Raw genomic sequence first — 15,395 nt, 5'->3', positions numbered from 1 at the left:
GCCGGAGGAGGGTAACCGCCCGCCGCCGTGATCGGGGTGACCTCAGGGGCCCGGCGCGGACCGCGACCGGCCCCGGCGCCACCACGCCACGCCCCCGGCGACGGCGAGCAGCAGCACCGCCCCCTCCACGAGCAGCCCGCCGGGCGAGGTCACCCACCCCAGCAGCCGGCCCGCCGACGCGCCCGCCGCGACGTGCAGCGCCGAGCCGGGCACGATGCCCAGCGCCGTGCCCACCGCGTAGGGACGCAGCCGCACCCCGGTCACCCCGGCGGCGTAGCTGACCAGCGTGTACGACAGCGGTGACAGCCGCGCCAGGACGACCGCGCCGAGGCTCCGGCCGGCGAGCGCCCGGTCCACCGCCGCCAGCCGCCGGCCCGCCAGCCGGGTGACCGCGTCCCGGCCCAGCGCCCGGCTCAGGCCGAAGGCGGCCAGCCCGCCCAGCGTGCCGCCGACGACGGCGACGACCAGCCCGGTCCAGAAGCCGAGGACGGCGCCGAGCAGCAGCGACACCGCCGTCCTCGGCACGGGGGCGACCAGCGCTGCCGCGACACCGAGGGTGACGACCAGCAGACCGACGGGCCCGGTCCCGGCCAGCCAGGCGCGCACCGTGTCCGCGTCGGGCAGGTCGACGACGAGGACCACTCCGACCGCCGCGGCGAGGAGGGCGACGAGGACCGCTGCCCGCACCCCCGCCCTCGCCACCCGCCCGATGGTGCCCCAGGGGTCCCCGACCGCGACGGGGCGACCGGTCAGACTGGGACCGGTCCCCCGTCCGCCGTCCGAGGAGCTCCATGCGCCCGCCCGCGCCCGCCCGGTCCCTGCCGGCCCTCTGCGCGCTGATCTGCCTCCTCACCGCCTGCTCGGGCAGCGACTCGCCGTCGACCGCGTCGAGCACCTCCGCCACCAGCACTGCGACGACCTCGCCCACACCGAGCCCGGCGCCGGAGGACGCGCTCGACGCACAGGTCGACGCGGCGCTCGCCGACCTCGACCGCCGCGCGCAGGTGGCGCAGCTGTTCGTCGTCGGCGTCCCGCTGACCGGCCTCGACGCCGGCGACGCGCTGGTCGAGGACGGCGTCGGCGGCGTCTTCCTCGCCGGCCGGTCGCAGGCCCCCGCCGCGGACCTCGCCGAGGTGACCGGCCGCTGGGCGGAGACGGCGACCGGCCCGGGCCCGTGGGTGGCCGCCGACCAGGAGGGCGGTCAGGTGCAGGCGCTGCGCGGCCCCGGGTTCGAGCGCCTGCCGTCGGCCGCCGAGCAGGGCCAGCTGCCGCCCGACCAGCTCGCCGCGCTGGCCGACGGCCTCGGTGCCTCGCTGGCCGCGGCCGGCGTCACCCTCGACCTCGCGCCGGTGGCCGACGTCGTCCCGGCGGGCACCGAGGCCGACAACGACCCGATCGGTGCGTTCGGCCGCCAGTACGGCAGCACCGCCGCCGACGTCGTGGCCGACGTCCGCACCGTGGTCGACGGGCTGGCCGACCACGGCGTCACCTCCACGCTCAAGCACTTCCCCGGCCTGGGCCTGGTCGACCAGAACACCGACGAGGCCGCCGGGGTCGCCGACCCGGTCACCACCGCCGACAGCGAGCAGGTGGCCGCCTTCGGCGAGCTGGCCGACTCCCCCGCCGAGCCGTTCGTGATGCTCTCGTCGGCCACCTACCCGGCGATCGACCCGTCGGCGCCGGCGACGTTCAGCCGGGTGGTCGTCACCGACGTGCTCCGCGGGCAGCTCGGCTTCGACGGCCCGGTGATGACCGACGACGTGGGCGCCGCGGTCGCCGTCCAGGGCATCCCGCCCGGCGAGCGGGCTACCCGCTTCCTCGAGGCCGGCGGCACGCTGGTGCTCACCGTGGACGCCGACGTCTACGCCGAGATGCTCGACGCCGTCCTCGCCCGCGCCGAGGCCGACCCGGCGTTCTCCGCCACCGTCGACGACGCGGTGCGCACCGCGCTCACCGCCAAGGCCCGCGCCGGCCTGCTCGGCTGACCGGCCGGCGCGGCCGGGCCAGGAGCCCCAACACGGTCATCGCCACGGCCCACCCGGCGACGACGAACAGGTCCCCCACGTGCAGGCCGTGCGTCGCCGACACCTGCAGGAGGACGGGGCCGTCGTAGGTGTGGTGCCCGGCCACCAGGAGGAGCGCGGACCCGGACAGCACCACGCCCGCCACGGCGACGCACACCCAGCGGAGCACCGGCAGCACAGTAGCCGGGTGGGTGCCCGGTGCCCACGGAGGGGACGTCTCCCGGCCCCGCCGCCCTCCCCCTGACCGTCCGAGGACGACGGACCGGGCTCCCCCCTCGGGGTGGGGCGGCCCAGTCCCGGCTCGCGGGCCCGTGCGGCGGAGCCGATCAGCCCGGCATGACCATTGCGCACGACACTGTCGCCCTCGACCTGACTGCCACCGACGGCTGCACCGCACTGCTGCCCGGCCCTGGCGACGTCCTTGCCGAGCTCGCCGCCCGCCTCCCCGCCGCCCGGCGGCGTCCGGCCGCCCTGCTCGTGCTCGGCCTCCTGCGCCGCGACGACACCTGGCCGACGCCGGCCCCGGCGCTCGACGCGACCACCCGCCTGGTGGCCGCCTCGCTGCGGGGGGACGACTGGATCGGCCGCTCCGGCCCGGCGGAGTTCGCCGTCCTCGTCGGGGGCGACCCGGCCGACGCCGATGCGGTGGCCCTCCGGCTCGCCGCCGGAGTGGGTGCGCTCGGCCACCCGGGACTCGGCGCCGGCGTGGGCATCGCGGTCCTCGAGGAGGGACTGCCCGCGCGCGAGGTGCTGCGCCGCGCCACGCTGTGCCTGACCACCGCCCGCTCGTCCGGCGCCGGGAGCGTCGTCCGCTACCGCGGCGTCCGCTGACCTCCCCCGCCGGTGCCCTCCTCGGACGGCGGGTCCTCGTCGGGCCGGTCACCCTTCAGGTCGCGGCGGTCGGCCATCCGGATCAGCCGACCGAGGACCACCGCCACCACGAGTGCGACCACCGGCCAGGCGACCAGCACCCATCCCCACCACGGCACGCTTCCCCCAGCCGTTCCCGGCCCCCGTGGCGGCACCTTGCCACCACCAGGCTACGGAACGTGATCGGAACGTGCACCAGACACACCGGGACGATGCGGACGTGGATCCGGCCCGGGAGGCGGGCCGGTCGGGCTAGCGGGTGATGGTGGGGGCGTGCCCGTCGAGCGCGGCGGCCTCCCGGGCGGCGAGCCGCTCGCGCTGCGGGACGACGGTGTACTTCGGGTCCCGGGCCGACACCAGGCCGGCCTCGAAGACGCCGAAGCGGGTCAGCAGCGACCCGGCCGCCAGGAGCAGCCCGGCCACCACGGCACCGGCACGACGCCGGCCGGCGACGACGGTCAGGGCCGCGCCGGCGGCCGTGCACGCCTTCGCCGCGCGCAGCAGCGTCCCGGGACGGCCCTCGAGGTAGGGCTCGCTCACGATCCCGTGGTCGTGCTCCACCCGGTGCATCACCGCGAGCTCGATCGCCGCGCCGGCCACCGCCGTCCGCCGCGACGGCGCCGCCTCGGCCACCGGGGTGAAGAGCATGGTGACGCCGCCGCCGGCCGCCATCGCCGAGCCGCCGAAGACGTACGGCAGTTGGTCGTGCGCGGCGTGCCACGAGGGCACCGCGGTGTTGGCCAGCAGCACGCCGGTGTAGGTGGCCAGCGGGCCGCCGAACAGCGCCGACCCCACGCCGCCGAGGCGCTTGAGCCGCGGGAACCAGCCGAGCAGCTCCACGGCCGCGGTCGCCGCGGCCGCCCCGCTGAACGGCGCGAGGATGTAGGAGCCCACCGACAGCGGCGACGTCGGCTTGAACACCCGCAGCATGTGCAGGAACCGCTCGGGCCGGCCGAGGTCGTGGATGAGGAACACGACCGAGGCCAGCGCCCCGCCGCCGGCGGTGTAGCGACCCACCCGGGTCAGCGTGGGCCGGCCGGTGACGTCGGCGACCGCCGCCAGGATCGACGACGACCCCGCCATCCCGCCGAGGAACAGGTACAGCGGGACGTCGGGCGACTTCCACACCGGCGGCTTGATGATCGGGCGGCCGTAGTAGGAGGTGAAGGTGGCGTCGTCGACCATGGCGACCTCGCCGCCACCGCCGCGCCGCCCGCCCTTGCGCCGCCGCTTGCCGCGGGCCTCCGCCGCCGGGCCGTCGGCCCGCCGCCACCCCGCGCCCGGCGCGGTCAGCCCCTCCGTCACGGCCGCCGCCCCACGAACGACGAGATCACGACACCGGCGATCATCGCGGCGCCGGCCGCCGCCGCCCGCCACATCGAGGGCAGGTCGCGGGTGGTGACCACCGGGTCCGGCGGCAGGCCGTAGACCTCCGGCTCGTCGAGCAGCAGGAAGAACGCCCCCGCGCCGCCGACGCCGTCGTCCTCGTCCCGGCCGTAGAGCCGCGCCGTCTCCACGCCCTGCGACTTCAGCGTGGCCAGCCGCGCGTCGGCGCGGGCCTGCAGCTCGTCGAGGTTGCCGAACTGGATCGACTGGGTCGGGCACGCGGTGGCGCAGGCCGGCTGCAGCCCGTCGGTGAGCCGGTCGTAGCACATCGTGCACTTGAAGACCCGGCCGTCGTCCTTGCGCTGGTCGATGACGCCGTAGGGACACGAGGGCACGCAGTAGCCACAGCCGTTGCAGATGTCGCCCTGCACGACGACGGTGCCGAACTCGGTGCGGAACAGCGCGCCGGTGGGGCAGACGTCCAGGCAGCCGGCGTGCGTGCAGTGCTTGCAGACGTCGGAGCTCATCAGCCACCGGATCTGCTTGTCGGTGCCGGTCTGGCCGGTCTGCGGGTCGAACTCGCTCAGCGCCTCGGCGTTGAGCACGCTCGACTGCTGCGCCCGCGCCAGGCTCTCGTCGTTCTCACCCTCGGGGACCGACGGGCCGCCGTCGTGCCGGTCGTCCCCCGGGCGCCCGAACGTCGGCATCGGCAGGTCGACGGTGCGCGCCTGCTCGATGAACGCCACGTGCCGCCACGAGTTGGCCCCGAGCTGGCCGGTGTTGTCGTAGGACATCCCGGACAGCCCGATGACGTCGCGCACGCCGTTCGCGTCGTCCATCGGCAGGGTGTTCCACTCCTTGCACGCCACCTCGCAGGCCTTGCAGCCGATGCACACCGAGGTGTCGGTGAAGAAGCCCACCCGCGCCGGGTGGTCGCCGTCGTAGCCGGACTGGCCGGTCACGTCCGGCACCGGCCCGAACAGCCGGTTCTCGGGGTCGTTGCCGGTGAAGGCCGCGCTCGCCGAGCTGATCGTGGTCATGCCGGCCTCCTCCCTGCTGCGCTCACAGCTGCGACCCCTCGCCGGCCTCGGCGGCCACCGGGTCGCGCCCGTTGACGCCCACCCGGCCGGACTCCACCCCGGCGCGGCGCCGGTAGCCCTCCACGAAGTCGATCAGCGCGGGACCGCGCGGGCGCCGTCCCGGGACGATGTCGGCGGTGCTGACCTTGTCCTCCTGGATGTGCGTGTTCGGGTCGAGCACGATCCCGAGCAGGTCGTTGGCCGAGTCTCCGGTGGAGATGCCGCTGTAGGACCAGTGGTAGGGCATCCCGATCTGGTGCACGACCTGGCCGGTGCGCAGCCGGATCGGCCGCACCCGCTCGGTGACCAGCACCTTGGCCTCGATCGCCGTCCGCGTGCTGACCAGGGTGGCGTACTCCCCGTTGACCAGTCCCCGCAGCGCGGCGAGCTCCGGGCTGACCTCCACGAAGAACTCCGGCTGGAGCTCCGAGAGGTAGGGCAGCGTGCGGCTCATCCCGCCGGCCGTGTGGTGCTCGGTGAGCCGGTAGGTGGTCACCTGGAACGGGAAGACCGGGCTCAGCGAGGGGTTCTCCCGGTTCCACGGGCCCTCGATGTGCTCGATCGTCGGGTTCGCCTGCTGCTTGTACAGCGCGTTCTCGACGACGGACTCCGCCGGCTCGTAGTGCGTCGGCAGCGGCCCGTCGACGACGCCCGCGGGCGCGTACAGCCAGGCCTTCCCGTCCCCCTGCATGATGAAGGGGTCGGCGCCGCCGATCGCGTCCTGCGCCCGGGCCCCCTCCGGCGGCACGTAGTCCGGCCGCTTGGTCGCCTCGAAGTCCGGGTTGTCGACGCCGGTCCAGCGGCCGGCCTCCTCGTCCCACCACACGTACTTCTTGCGCTCGCTCCACGGCCTGCCCTCGGGGTCGGCCGAGGCGCGGTTGTAGAGGACGCGCCGGTTGTACGGCCAGGCCCAGCCCCACTCGGAGGCGACCTGGCCCTGCTCACGGCCGGGCTTGCGGCGCGCGGACTGGTTGACCTCGTCGGCGTAGACGCCGGAGTAGATCCAGCAGCCGCACGACGTCGACCCGTCGTCCTTGAGCTCCAGGTACCCGGACACGGCGCGCCCGTCGGGGCCGACGCCGTTGATCTCCCGCAGCACGTCCTCGGCGCTGGGCTCGGCGTCGGGGCCGTGCGTCGGGTAGTCCCAGGTGAGGTCGAGCAGCGGCCGGTCGCGCGGGTCGGTCGAGTCCTTCAGCCGCTCGCGCAGGATGCGGCCGAGGTGGAAGTAGAACCACAGGTCGCTCTTCGCGTCGCCCGGCGGCTCGACGGCCTTGTGCCGCCACTGCAGCAGCCGCTGGGTCTGGGTGAAGGTGCCCTCCTTCTCCGCGTGCGACGCCGCCGGCAGGAAGAAGACCTCGGTGGCGATCGTCTCGGGCGCGAGCTCCCCGGTCTCGATCTCCGGGGACTCCTGCCAGAAGGTCGCCGACTCGATCAGCTGCAGGTCGCGGACGACGAGCCAGTCGAGGTTGGCCAGCCCGAAGCGGTTCATCCGGCCGTTGGGGTGCCCGACCGTCGGGTTCTCACCGACCAGGAAGTAGCCGGAGACCTTCCCCTCGATCATGTCCTTGATCGTGCGGTAGGAGCTGTGGTCCCCGTCGATCCTGGGCAGGTGGTCGAAGCAGAAGTCGTTCTCCGGCGTCGCGGCGTCGCCCCACCAGGCCTTGAGCAGGCTGACCGCGTAGGCCCGCTTGTTGCCCCAGAAGCCGGCCTTGCCGGCCGCGTCGGCGCAGTACTCGTCGAGCGACCCGTGCTGCATCGCGTGCGGCATCGGCAGGTAGCCGGGCAGCAGGTTGTACAGCGTGGGGACGTCGGTCGAGCCCTGGATGCTGGCGTGCCCGCGCAGCGCCAGGATCCCGCCGCCGGGACGGCCGATGTTGCCCAGCAGCGTCTGCAGGATCGAGCAGGTGCGGATGTACTGCGCGCCGACGCTGTGCTGCGTCCAGCCCACCGAGTACACCCACGCCGTCGTCCGGTCCCGGCCGCTGTTCTCGGTGACCCAGCGGGCCACCTGCAGGAACGCCGCCGGCTCGACGCCGCAGACCTCGGCGACCGTCTCCGGGGTGTAGCGGGCGAAGTGCCGCTTCAGGATCTGGAAGACCGTCCGCGGGTGCTGCAGCGTCTCGTCGCGCTTCGGCTTGGCCGCGATCGGCGGGCCGCCGCTGCCGGCCGCCTGCGCCTTGTCGGTCTTGCGGATCTCCGGGTGGTCCTCGAGCTCGTCCTGCGCGGCGGCGCCGGCCGGGTCGTCGGAGCCCGAGTGTGGCGGCTCCTCGAACTCGTACTGCCAGCTGGACTCGTCGTAGGTGTTGTGCTCGGGGTCGAAGCCGGAGAACAGGCCGCCGAGGTCCTCGGCGTCGACGAAGTCCTCGCTCACCAGCGCCGCGGCGTTGGTGTAGGCGACCACGTACTCCTTGAAGTACAGGTCGTTCTCGAGGACGAAGTTGATCAGCCCGCCGAGGAAGGCGATGTCGGTGCCGATGCGCAGCGGCAGGTGCAGGTCGGCGATCGCGCTGGTCCGGGTGAACCGCGGGTCGACGTGGACGACCTTCGCGCCGCGCGCCTTGGCCTCCGCCACCCACTGGAAACCCACCGGGTGGCACTCGGCCATGTTGGAACCCTCGATGACGATGCAGTCGGAGTTCGCGAGGTCTTCCTGGGAGTTCGTGGCGCCGCCACGACCGAACGAGGCACCCAGACCGGGCACCGTGGCGGAGTGCTATATGCGCGCCTGGTTCTCGATCTGGATCGCGCCCAGGGCGCTGTAGAGCTTCTTCATGAGGTAGTTCTCCTCGTTGTCGAGGGTCGCCCCTCCGAGGCTCGCCAACCCCACGGTGCGGTTCACGCGCTTGCCGTCGTTCTCGTCCTGCCAGCCCTTGCGCCGGGCCTCCAGGACGCGGTCGGCGATCATCTCCATCGCCGTGTCGAGGTCGAGGTCCTCCCACTCGGTGCCGTACGGCCGGCGGTAGCGGACCTTGGTCACCCGCGTCGGGCTGGTCACCAGGGACTTGCTCGCGCTGCCCTTGGGGCAGAGCCGGCCGCGGCTGATCGGCGAGTCGGGGTCGCCCTCGATCTGGACGATCCGCTCGTCCTCGACGAAGATCCGCTGCCCGCACCCCACCGCGCAGTAGGGGCAGACGCTCTGCACGACGCGGTCGGCGGTGGCCGTGCGGCTCACCACGTTCTCCGTGTCCTTGCTGCGCGCGGCGGCGCCGCGGCCGAGGGGGTCGGGGCCGGTCAGCTGCCGGAACACCGGCCAGGCGTCGAGCCAGGTCTTCACGCTGTGGACTCTGCCACTCCGCGCGCGATCCGGCGCGCGGACGGGACCGGGCGGTGCCGGACGACGTCGTCCGGATGCTCCGTGCACTCCCGCGGGAGTGCTCAGGAGGGTCCTTCAGCAGCCGCGGTCGGCGAGGTGCTGCTGGGCGAGGCGTCGCGGCGCGCGGGCCAGCCAGGCCTCGGTGACCAGCTCGGCGAGCTCGTCGACGTCGACCGCGTCGAGCCGGACGAGGACGGCGGCGTACCCGTCGAAGTGCGGCGTCGTCAGGTAGACGGCGGGGTCGTCGGCGACCAGGGCGTGCTTGACGCCCTCGTCGGCCACCGCGGCGGCCAGCACGGGACCGGCCGGGGCGGCGTCCCCCAGGTGCTCGAGGTCCGCGCGGCGCAGCGGGCGCTCCCAGACGAAGGCCCGGTCGCGCACCTTCCACGCCGGCGAGCCGTAGGAGGTGCCCTCGGTCGTGGCGGGCAGGGCGAGGGCCAGGCGCCGCACGTCCGCCCAGGTGGCCACGGCCGGCAAGGGGTTCAGGCCGACGGGGCCGTGGGGCGACGGGCGCGCGGCGGCAGCGCGGCGCCGCAGGCGGCCAGCCGCTCGCGCAGCCGCGCGGCCTCCTGGCGGCGCTGCTCGGCGCGGCGCCGCAGCACCGCGCCCTGCCGCGGCTCCGCGCGTGCGGCCCGGAGCTCCAGCACGGCGGCGGTCTCCAGGTGCAGCGCCATGCGCCGCAGCTGCGCCGCCAGGTCGGTCCCCGACGACCCCGGGTCTGCTCCCGCTGAGGTCATGGCAGCGATGGTGGGACCAGCCGGTGCGCCCCGCACCCCGGGACGGGGACGCCGGCCACCCGGTCGCGCGACGGCACGCCGGGTCGTCGGTCCCCGGGTCGATACTGGCCGGGTGGCGAACCCGGAGCTGCACTGGCTCGGTCACTCGACCGTCCGCGTCGAGCTGGCCGGCAGCACGGTGCTCACCGACCCGGTGCTCACCCCGCGGGTCGGCCCGCTGCGCCGGGTGGCCGCCCCGCTGCCGGACGCCGCGTGGGCCGGCGTCGACCTGGTGCTGGTCAGCCACCTGCACGCCGACCACCTGCACCTGCCGTCGCTGCGGCTGCTGGGCCGCCACGTGCGGGTGGTGGTGCCCCGCGGGGCGGGGCGGTGGCTGAGCTCGCGCGGCTTCCCGTGGGTCGACGAGCTGGCGGCGGGCGAGTCGCTGACCCACCGGGGGCTGCGGGTCACCGCCGTCCCGGCCCGGCACAGCGGCCACCGCTGGGGCCCGCGGCTGACCCACGGGCCCGACACCGCCGCCGTCGGGCACCTGGTGGAGGGCGCCGGAAGCACCGTCTACGCCTGCGGCGACACCGACCTCTTCGACGGCATGACCCGCATCGGCGGCCGTGGGGTGGACGTCGCGCTGGTCCCGGTGTGGGGCTGGGGCCCGACGCTGGGACCCGGGCACCTCGACCCGCGGCGCGCGGCGGAGGCGGTGGCGCGGGTGCGCCCGCGGGTGGCCGTGCCGGTGCACTGGGGCACGCTCGCCGTCCCCGGCGGGACGACGCTGCCCGGCCTGGCCCGGCGCTACCGGCGGCTGCTGACCGAGCCGCCGCTGGCCTTCGCCGCCGCGGTCGCCGCCCGGGGCCTGCCCACCGCGGTGGCCCTGACCGCGCCCGGCGACCCGGTCGTGCTGCCCACCGCCTCCGAGGGTGCGGCGTGAGCACCGCGACCCTGGCCTCGGGCTGGACCGACGGCTCCTCGCTGGGCTACCCCGTGGTGCTCGGCGGTGTGCTGCTCGGCTCGATCGTGCCGGTGGTGCCCACCGGGGCGGTGGTCGGCGCGGCCGCGGCCCTGGCCACCAGCACCGGCCGACTCGACCTCGCGCTGGTCCTGCTGCTGTCCACGCTGGGCGCGTGGATCGGTGACGTCGTCACCTTCGCCGTCTGCCGGTTCGGCGGGCCCGCCGCCGTGCGCTGGGTGTCCCGCGGCCAGCACGCCGACCGGATCGAGGAGGTGCGCGCGCAGTTCCGGGCGCACGGCTGGCTGATCGTCGTCGTCGGCCGGCTGCTGCCCGCCGGGCGCATCCCGGTGCTGCTCGCCGCCGGGGCGCTGGCCTACCCGTGGCGGCGGCTGCTGCCGGCGTCGCTGCTGGCCGCGACGCTGTGGGCGGTGGCCTACGCCCTGCTCGGCGTCGTCAGCGGCGGTGTGTTCGACAACCCCCTGGTGGCCACGCTGGTGGCCACCGTGCTCGTGCTGCTCGCCGGCGGGGTGCTCAACCTGGTCGGCGCGCGCCGCCGGCGGCACCCGGCCCCCGAGCCGGACGACGAGTCCGCCCCGACCCCGTGCGGCCCCGCGTGAGCAGCCCCGCCGGAGCCGCCGGCGGCCGGGTGCTCGGCCGGGGGCGGACGACGGCCCGCGTGCTGCTCACCTGGCTGCTGAGCACGCTGGCCCTCGTCGTCCTCGACCGCTGGCTCGACGGCTTCGCCGCGGGCGGCTGGTGGCAGCCGCCGCTGGTCGCGCTGCTGCTCGGCCTGCTCTCCGCCGTGGTCTGGCCGCTGGTGATGCGGGTGGCCCTGCCGGTGGCGCTGTTCACCCTGGGCCTGGGCAGCTTCCTGCTGCTGGGGGCGGTGGTCCTCGCCGTCTCCTTCGCCGTCCCCGGCGTGGTGGTGGCCGACCTGCGCACCGGCGTGCTGGTCGTGGTCGCCATGGCCGCGGTCGGCGCGGTGGTGAGCAGCGCGCTGGCCGTCGACGAGGACGAGCTCTTCTTCCGCCGCGCCCGCCGCCGCGCCGGCAGCGCCGCGGCCCTGGCGCCCTGCCCGCCCGGGGTGCTGTTCCTGCAGATCGACGGGCTGGGTGCCGACGTCGCCCGCCGCGCCGTCCGCGACGGGTCGATGCCCACGCTGGCCGCCTGGCTGCGCTCGGGCAGCCACGCGCTCACCTCCTGGCACACCGACTGGAGCTCGCAGACCGGCGCCGCGGTGTGCGGCATCCTGCACGGCTCCAACCACGACGTCGTGGGGTTCCGGTACTACGAGAAGGACCGCGACCACGTCGTGCAGGTGTCGCACCCGGCCGACGCCGCCGAGGTCGAGCGCCGGCACTCCGACGGCCGGGGACTGCTCGCCGGCGGCGGGGCCAGCCGCGGCAACCTGTTCAGCGGCGACGCCCCGCACGTGAGCCTGACGATGAGCTCGCTGCCGCTGGTGACCACGCGGCGGGCCGGTCGGCGCCGGGACCGGGTGGGTGCGGGCTACTACGCCTACTTCGCCAACCCGGTCAACGCCGTCCGCACGCTGGGCACCTCGCTGGCCGACGTCTACCGCGAGCTGGTCGCCGCGGCCCGGCAGCGGCGCGCCGACGTCCGGCCGCGGGTCAGCCGGGGCGGGCTCTACCCGCTGGCCCGGCCGGGGACGACGGTCATCGCCCGCGACGTCGTCGTCGCCGCGATCCTCGAGGACATGCTCGCCGGGCGGCCGGTGGTCTACGCCGACTTCCTCGGCTACGACGAGGTCGCCCACCACTCCGGCGTCGAGCGCTTCGACACCCTCGAGGTGCTGCGCAGCATCGACCAGCAGATCGGCCGGCTGGCGCGGGCCGGCGCGCTGGCGCCGCGGCCCTACCACCTGGTGCTGCTCTCCGACCACGGCCAGACCCAGGGCGAGGCGTTCGCCCAGCGCTTCGGCGAGACCATCGAGGCCTTCGTGGGGCGGCACAGCGGCGGCGCCCCACCCGCGGACCTGCGCGGCGCCGAGCCCCGGGACAGCCGCCGCCCCGCCGAGGGCTGGCAGGTCGCCTCCGCCCTCGCCGAGGCGGCGTCCGGGCCGGGGGTGGTCGCCCGCCGGCTGCGCGAGCGGGTGGAGACCGCCGGGGCCGCCGAGCACCGGCACCGCACGCCGTCCGGCGCGCCGGGGCGCGTGGCGCGGGTGGCGCCCGGGGTGGTGGTCGTCGTCTCCGGGCACACGGCCGGCGTCTCCTTCCCCGACCTGCCCGGCCGGGTCCCGCTGGAGGAGGTCGAGCACCACTGGCCCGAGCTGCTGCCGGCGCTGGTCGACCACCCCGGCGTCGGTTTCCTGCTCGTGCACTCCGAGCAGCACGGCCCGGTGGTGCTCGGCCGCGACGGGCTGCACCGGCTGGCCACCGGCGAGGTGCTCGGGGAGGACCCACTGGGGCCCTACGGCGAGCACGCGCCGGCGCTGGTGGCCCGGGTGTCGGCCTTCCCGCACTGCCCCGACGTGGTGGTCAACAGCCGCTACGACCCCGACACCGACGAGGCCAGCCCGTTCGAGCCGCACGTGGGCTCGCACGGCGGGCTCGGCGGCCCGCAGCAGCACGGGTTCCTCGCCCACCCGCGGGTGCTCACCGCGCCGGGCGAGGTCGTGGGCGCCGAGCAGCTGCACCGGGTGCTGCGCGGCTGGCTGACCGAGCTCGGCCACCCCGAGCCCGACGGCGCGGACGCCGCCGTCGGCCCCGACAGCGCGACCGCCCTGCGGGAGCGCAGCCGGGTGTGAGCCCGGGGGACCCGCGGCGGATCCCCTCCCGGGCACGGTCGTGCTCTGCCCCGCCCGCGTGGGCAGAGCACGACCGTGCTGCCCCCCGGACAGCGCTCACCCCGTGGCGGACGGCGCCGGGTACGGCATAGTGGCGCGACGGGGGGTCCCGTGCCGGGAGAAGGACCGGCACCCGACCAGGGGAGCAGCCTGTGCGCCCTGACGTCCGCCGCTGGCTGCGCCGGCGCACCTTCTCCGCCGCCACCTGGGGCGCCGCCGAGCTGGCCGAGGCCAGACGGGCGCAGGGCGCCACGGTCAGCGTCGTGCTCCCGGCGCTCGACGAGGAGCCCACCGTCGGGGCGATCGTCACCGCGGTCCGCGAGGAGCTGGTGCGGCGCGTGGCGCTGGTCGACGAGGTGGTCGTCGTCGACAGCGGGTCGGCCGACCGCACCGCCGCGGTGGCCGCCGCGGCCGGGGCGCGCGTCGTGGACACGACCACCGTGCTGGCCGCGCACGGCCGGGTCCCGGGCAAGGGCGAGGCCCTGTGGAAGGGGCTGGCGGCCACCAGCGGTGACCTGGTCGTCTTCGTGGACGCCGACCTGGTCGGCTTCGACCCCCAGTTCGTCGTCGGGCTGCTCGGCCCGCTGCTCACCGACCCGGGCATCGGCTACGTCAAGGCCCTCTACGACCGCCCGCTGAGCACCACCGAGGGCATCGTCCCCTCCGGCGGCGGGCGGGTCACCGAGCTGGTCGCCCGGCCGTTGCTCAACGCGTTCTGGCCGGAGCTCGCCGGGTTCGTCCAGCCGCTGTCGGGCGAGTACGCCGGGCGGCGCGAGCTGCTGGAGCAGGTGCCGTTCGTCTCCGGGTACGGCGTCGAGTTCGGCCTGCTGGTCGACCTCGCGGCCCTGGCCGGCGTCGACGCGCTGGCCCAGGTCGACCTCGGCACCCGCCGGCACGGCCACCAGTCCGACGCCGCCCTCGGCCGGATGGCCGGGCAGATCCTGCAGACCGCGCTGTCCCGCCGCCCGCACGCCGGCGCCCCGGCCGCCGACCTGCTGCAGTTCCTCCGCACCGCCGACGGAGTGGAGGCGGTGAGCTGGAACGTCGGGGTCACCGAACGGCCACCGATGAGCGCGGTGCGCGCCGAGACCGGCGGGAGCCGGCCGTGAGGGTGCTGATGGACGCCGGCCCGTGGCTGCCGGTCCCGCCCGAGGGCTACGGCGGCCTGGAGAACGTCGTCGCCACGCTGACCGCCGAGCTGCGCGCCCGAGGGCACACCGTCGTCCTGGCCGCGTCGGGGGACTCCCCGCTGCCCACCGACGGGCTGGTCAGCGCCTTCCCGGCCGGCCGCTTCGACGTCCTCGGCGCGCCCTACGCCCAGGTGGTGGGGGTCGCGCACGCGCACGCGCTGGCGGTCGCCGAGGCGGCCACCGCGGGCGGGTTCGACCTGGTGCACACCCACCTCGAGGTGGTCGGCCCGGCGATCCTCGGCGCGCTGGGCCGGGCCGCGCCCCCGGTCCTGCAGACCCTGCACTGGGACCTGCGCCGCAACGCCGCCTTCTACGAGCGCTTCGACGGCCGCGGGCGGGTGTTCTTCGCCGGGGTGTCCGACAGCCAGGTCGCCCGCGGCCCGGAGCGGCTGCGCCGGCAGACCCTGGCGGCGATCCCCCTGGCGGTCGCCGTCGACGGCCCGCCGCCGCTGCCGCACGGGGAGCGGGACGACGCCGTCCTCGTGCTCGCCCGGGTCTGCGCGCTCAAGGGCACCGACACCGCGGTGCGGGCGGCCCGCGCGGCCGGGGTCCCGGTCGTGCTGGCCGGGCCGGTGGGCCCGCTGCCCGACCGCGCCGCCCTCGACGCCGCCCTCGCCACCCCGGGGCACCCGGCGCTCGCCCACCCCGACGTCGCCTGGTTCCTCGAGGCCGTCGACCCCCTGCTCGACGGTGCGGACGCCCGCTGGGTGGGCAGCGTGAGCGGCGCGGCGAAGGCGGACCTGCTGCGCCGGGCGCGGGCGCTGCTGACCCCGATCCGCTGGGAGGAGCCGGGCGGGACGGCGGTCTGCGAGGCCCTCGCCGCCGGGACGCCGGTGGTCGGCACCCCGCGCGGCTGCCTGCCCGCGCTGGTCGACGACGGCCGCACCGGCTTCCTCCGCGACGACGAGCCGGGACTGGCCGCCGCGCTCACCCGGCTCGGGGAGATCGACCCGCGGGCCTGCGCCGAGGACGCCCGGCGCCGGTTCGCCCCGGCGGTCATGGCCGACGCCTACGAGCGGGTCTACGCCGAGGTGCTGCACCGCGCCCGGGTGCGCACGCTGCGCGGGTCGGGCTCGCCGCGGTCCCGCATCCCCGCCCGCTGAC

The 15,395-nt window shown here is 76.2% G+C and carries 16 protein-coding genes; 7 read left to right on the top strand and 9 right to left on the bottom strand.

Going from position 1 to position 15,395, the window contains the following annotated elements:
- Positions 1 to 42: 42 nt before the first annotated feature.
- The gene (locus tag BLQ97_RS05885; RefSeq protein ID WP_245691897.1) at positions 43 to 702 is read right to left on the bottom strand and encodes a TVP38/TMEM64 family protein; all 660 of its coding nucleotides are present in this window, start codon (positions 700 to 702) and stop codon (positions 43 to 45) included.
- An 89-nt stretch (positions 703 to 791) separates the two neighbouring features.
- Between BLQ97_RS05885 and BLQ97_RS05880 the strand changes: the two genes are divergently transcribed.
- Positions 792 to 1,985 (top strand): glycoside hydrolase family 3 N-terminal domain-containing protein, encoded by a 1,194-nt coding sequence (locus BLQ97_RS05880; RefSeq protein WP_091364235.1) that lies wholly within the window; start codon positions 792 to 794, stop codon positions 1,983 to 1,985.
- Here the strand turns inward: BLQ97_RS05880 and BLQ97_RS05875 are convergent.
- Entirely contained in the window at positions 1,951 to 2,193 is a 243-nt protein-coding gene (locus tag BLQ97_RS05875) for a hypothetical protein (RefSeq protein ID WP_139173468.1), read from the bottom strand. The two genes, BLQ97_RS05880 and BLQ97_RS05875, sit on opposite strands and share 35 nt — an antisense overlap.
- 167 nt (positions 2,194 to 2,360) lie before the next feature.
- On the opposite strand from BLQ97_RS05875, the gene BLQ97_RS05870 reads away from it, so the two are divergent.
- On the top strand, positions 2,361 to 2,855 hold the full coding sequence (locus BLQ97_RS05870; RefSeq protein ID WP_091364230.1) for a diguanylate cyclase: 495 nt from the start codon (positions 2,361 to 2,363) through the stop codon (positions 2,853 to 2,855).
- Here BLQ97_RS05870 and BLQ97_RS23240 read toward each other — a convergent pair.
- The 7 genes from BLQ97_RS23240 to BLQ97_RS05840 all read right to left on the bottom strand — a co-directional run bounded on the left by BLQ97_RS23240 (position 2,837) and on the right by BLQ97_RS05840 (position 9,349).
- Positions 2,837 to 3,013 (bottom strand): hypothetical protein, encoded by a 177-nt coding sequence (locus tag BLQ97_RS23240; protein WP_175471608.1) that lies wholly within the window; start codon positions 3,011 to 3,013, stop codon positions 2,837 to 2,839. The two genes, BLQ97_RS05870 and BLQ97_RS23240, sit on opposite strands and share 19 nt — an antisense overlap.
- A 133-nt stretch (positions 3,014 to 3,146) precedes the next feature.
- Positions 3,147 to 4,199, bottom strand: a complete 1,053-nt coding sequence (gene nrfD, locus BLQ97_RS05865; protein WP_091364229.1) for an NrfD/PsrC family molybdoenzyme membrane anchor subunit — start codon at positions 4,197 to 4,199, stop codon at positions 3,147 to 3,149.
- Entirely contained in the window at positions 4,196 to 5,260 is a 1,065-nt protein-coding gene (locus BLQ97_RS05860; protein WP_091364227.1) for a 4Fe-4S dicluster domain-containing protein, read from the bottom strand. Before BLQ97_RS05860 ends, nrfD begins: the two co-directional genes overlap by 4 nt.
- A 22-nt stretch (positions 5,261 to 5,282) precedes the next feature.
- Entirely contained in the window at positions 5,283 to 8,000 is a 2,718-nt protein-coding gene (gene fdh / locus BLQ97_RS05855) for a formate dehydrogenase (protein ID WP_091364226.1), read from the bottom strand.
- A gap of 12 nt (positions 8,001 to 8,012) precedes the next feature.
- Positions 8,013 to 8,573, bottom strand: coding sequence for a dehydrogenase (locus BLQ97_RS24480; RefSeq protein ID WP_091364224.1), 561 nt, complete (start codon positions 8,571 to 8,573; stop codon positions 8,013 to 8,015).
- 114 nt (positions 8,574 to 8,687) lie between these two features.
- A complete protein-coding gene (locus tag BLQ97_RS05845; protein WP_091364223.1) occupies positions 8,688 to 9,080 on the bottom strand; it encodes an MmcQ/YjbR family DNA-binding protein in 393 nt (130 codons plus the stop codon).
- 14 nt (positions 9,081 to 9,094) lie between these two features.
- Entirely contained in the window at positions 9,095 to 9,349 is a 255-nt protein-coding gene (locus tag BLQ97_RS05840) for a hypothetical protein (protein ID WP_139173466.1), read from the bottom strand.
- A gap of 112 nt (positions 9,350 to 9,461) precedes the next feature.
- Here BLQ97_RS05840 and BLQ97_RS05835 point away from each other — a divergent pair, with 112 nt between their 5' ends.
- From BLQ97_RS05835 to BLQ97_RS05815, 5 genes are all read left to right on the top strand, one after another.
- Complete coding sequence (locus BLQ97_RS05835) at positions 9,462 to 10,274, top strand: MBL fold metallo-hydrolase (protein WP_245691896.1); 813 nt, start codon at positions 9,462 to 9,464, stop codon at positions 10,272 to 10,274.
- Positions 10,271 to 10,912 (top strand): DedA family protein, encoded by a 642-nt coding sequence (locus BLQ97_RS05830; protein ID WP_091364218.1) that lies wholly within the window; start codon positions 10,271 to 10,273, stop codon positions 10,910 to 10,912. Before BLQ97_RS05835 ends, BLQ97_RS05830 begins: the two co-directional genes overlap by 4 nt.
- Positions 10,909 to 13,062, top strand: a complete 2,154-nt coding sequence (locus BLQ97_RS05825; protein WP_091365703.1) for a phage holin family protein — start codon at positions 10,909 to 10,911, stop codon at positions 13,060 to 13,062. The genes BLQ97_RS05830 and BLQ97_RS05825 overlap by 4 nt, the downstream gene beginning before the upstream one ends.
- A 191-nt stretch (positions 13,063 to 13,253) precedes the next feature.
- Positions 13,254 to 14,210, top strand: coding sequence for a glucosyl-3-phosphoglycerate synthase (locus tag BLQ97_RS05820; RefSeq protein ID WP_091364216.1), 957 nt, complete (start codon positions 13,254 to 13,256; stop codon positions 14,208 to 14,210).
- A complete protein-coding gene (locus tag BLQ97_RS05815) occupies positions 14,207 to 15,394 on the top strand; it encodes a glycosyltransferase (RefSeq protein ID WP_091364214.1) in 1,188 nt (395 codons plus the stop codon). Before BLQ97_RS05820 ends, BLQ97_RS05815 begins: the two co-directional genes overlap by 4 nt.
- Position 15,395: the final 1 nt, after the last annotated feature.

The sequence above is a fragment of the Geodermatophilus telluris genome (genome assembly GCF_900102745.1).
Taxonomy (GTDB): domain Bacteria; phylum Actinomycetota; class Actinomycetes; order Mycobacteriales; family Geodermatophilaceae; genus Geodermatophilus; species Geodermatophilus telluris.
This window is presented reverse-complemented; position numbering and strand designations above follow the sequence as displayed.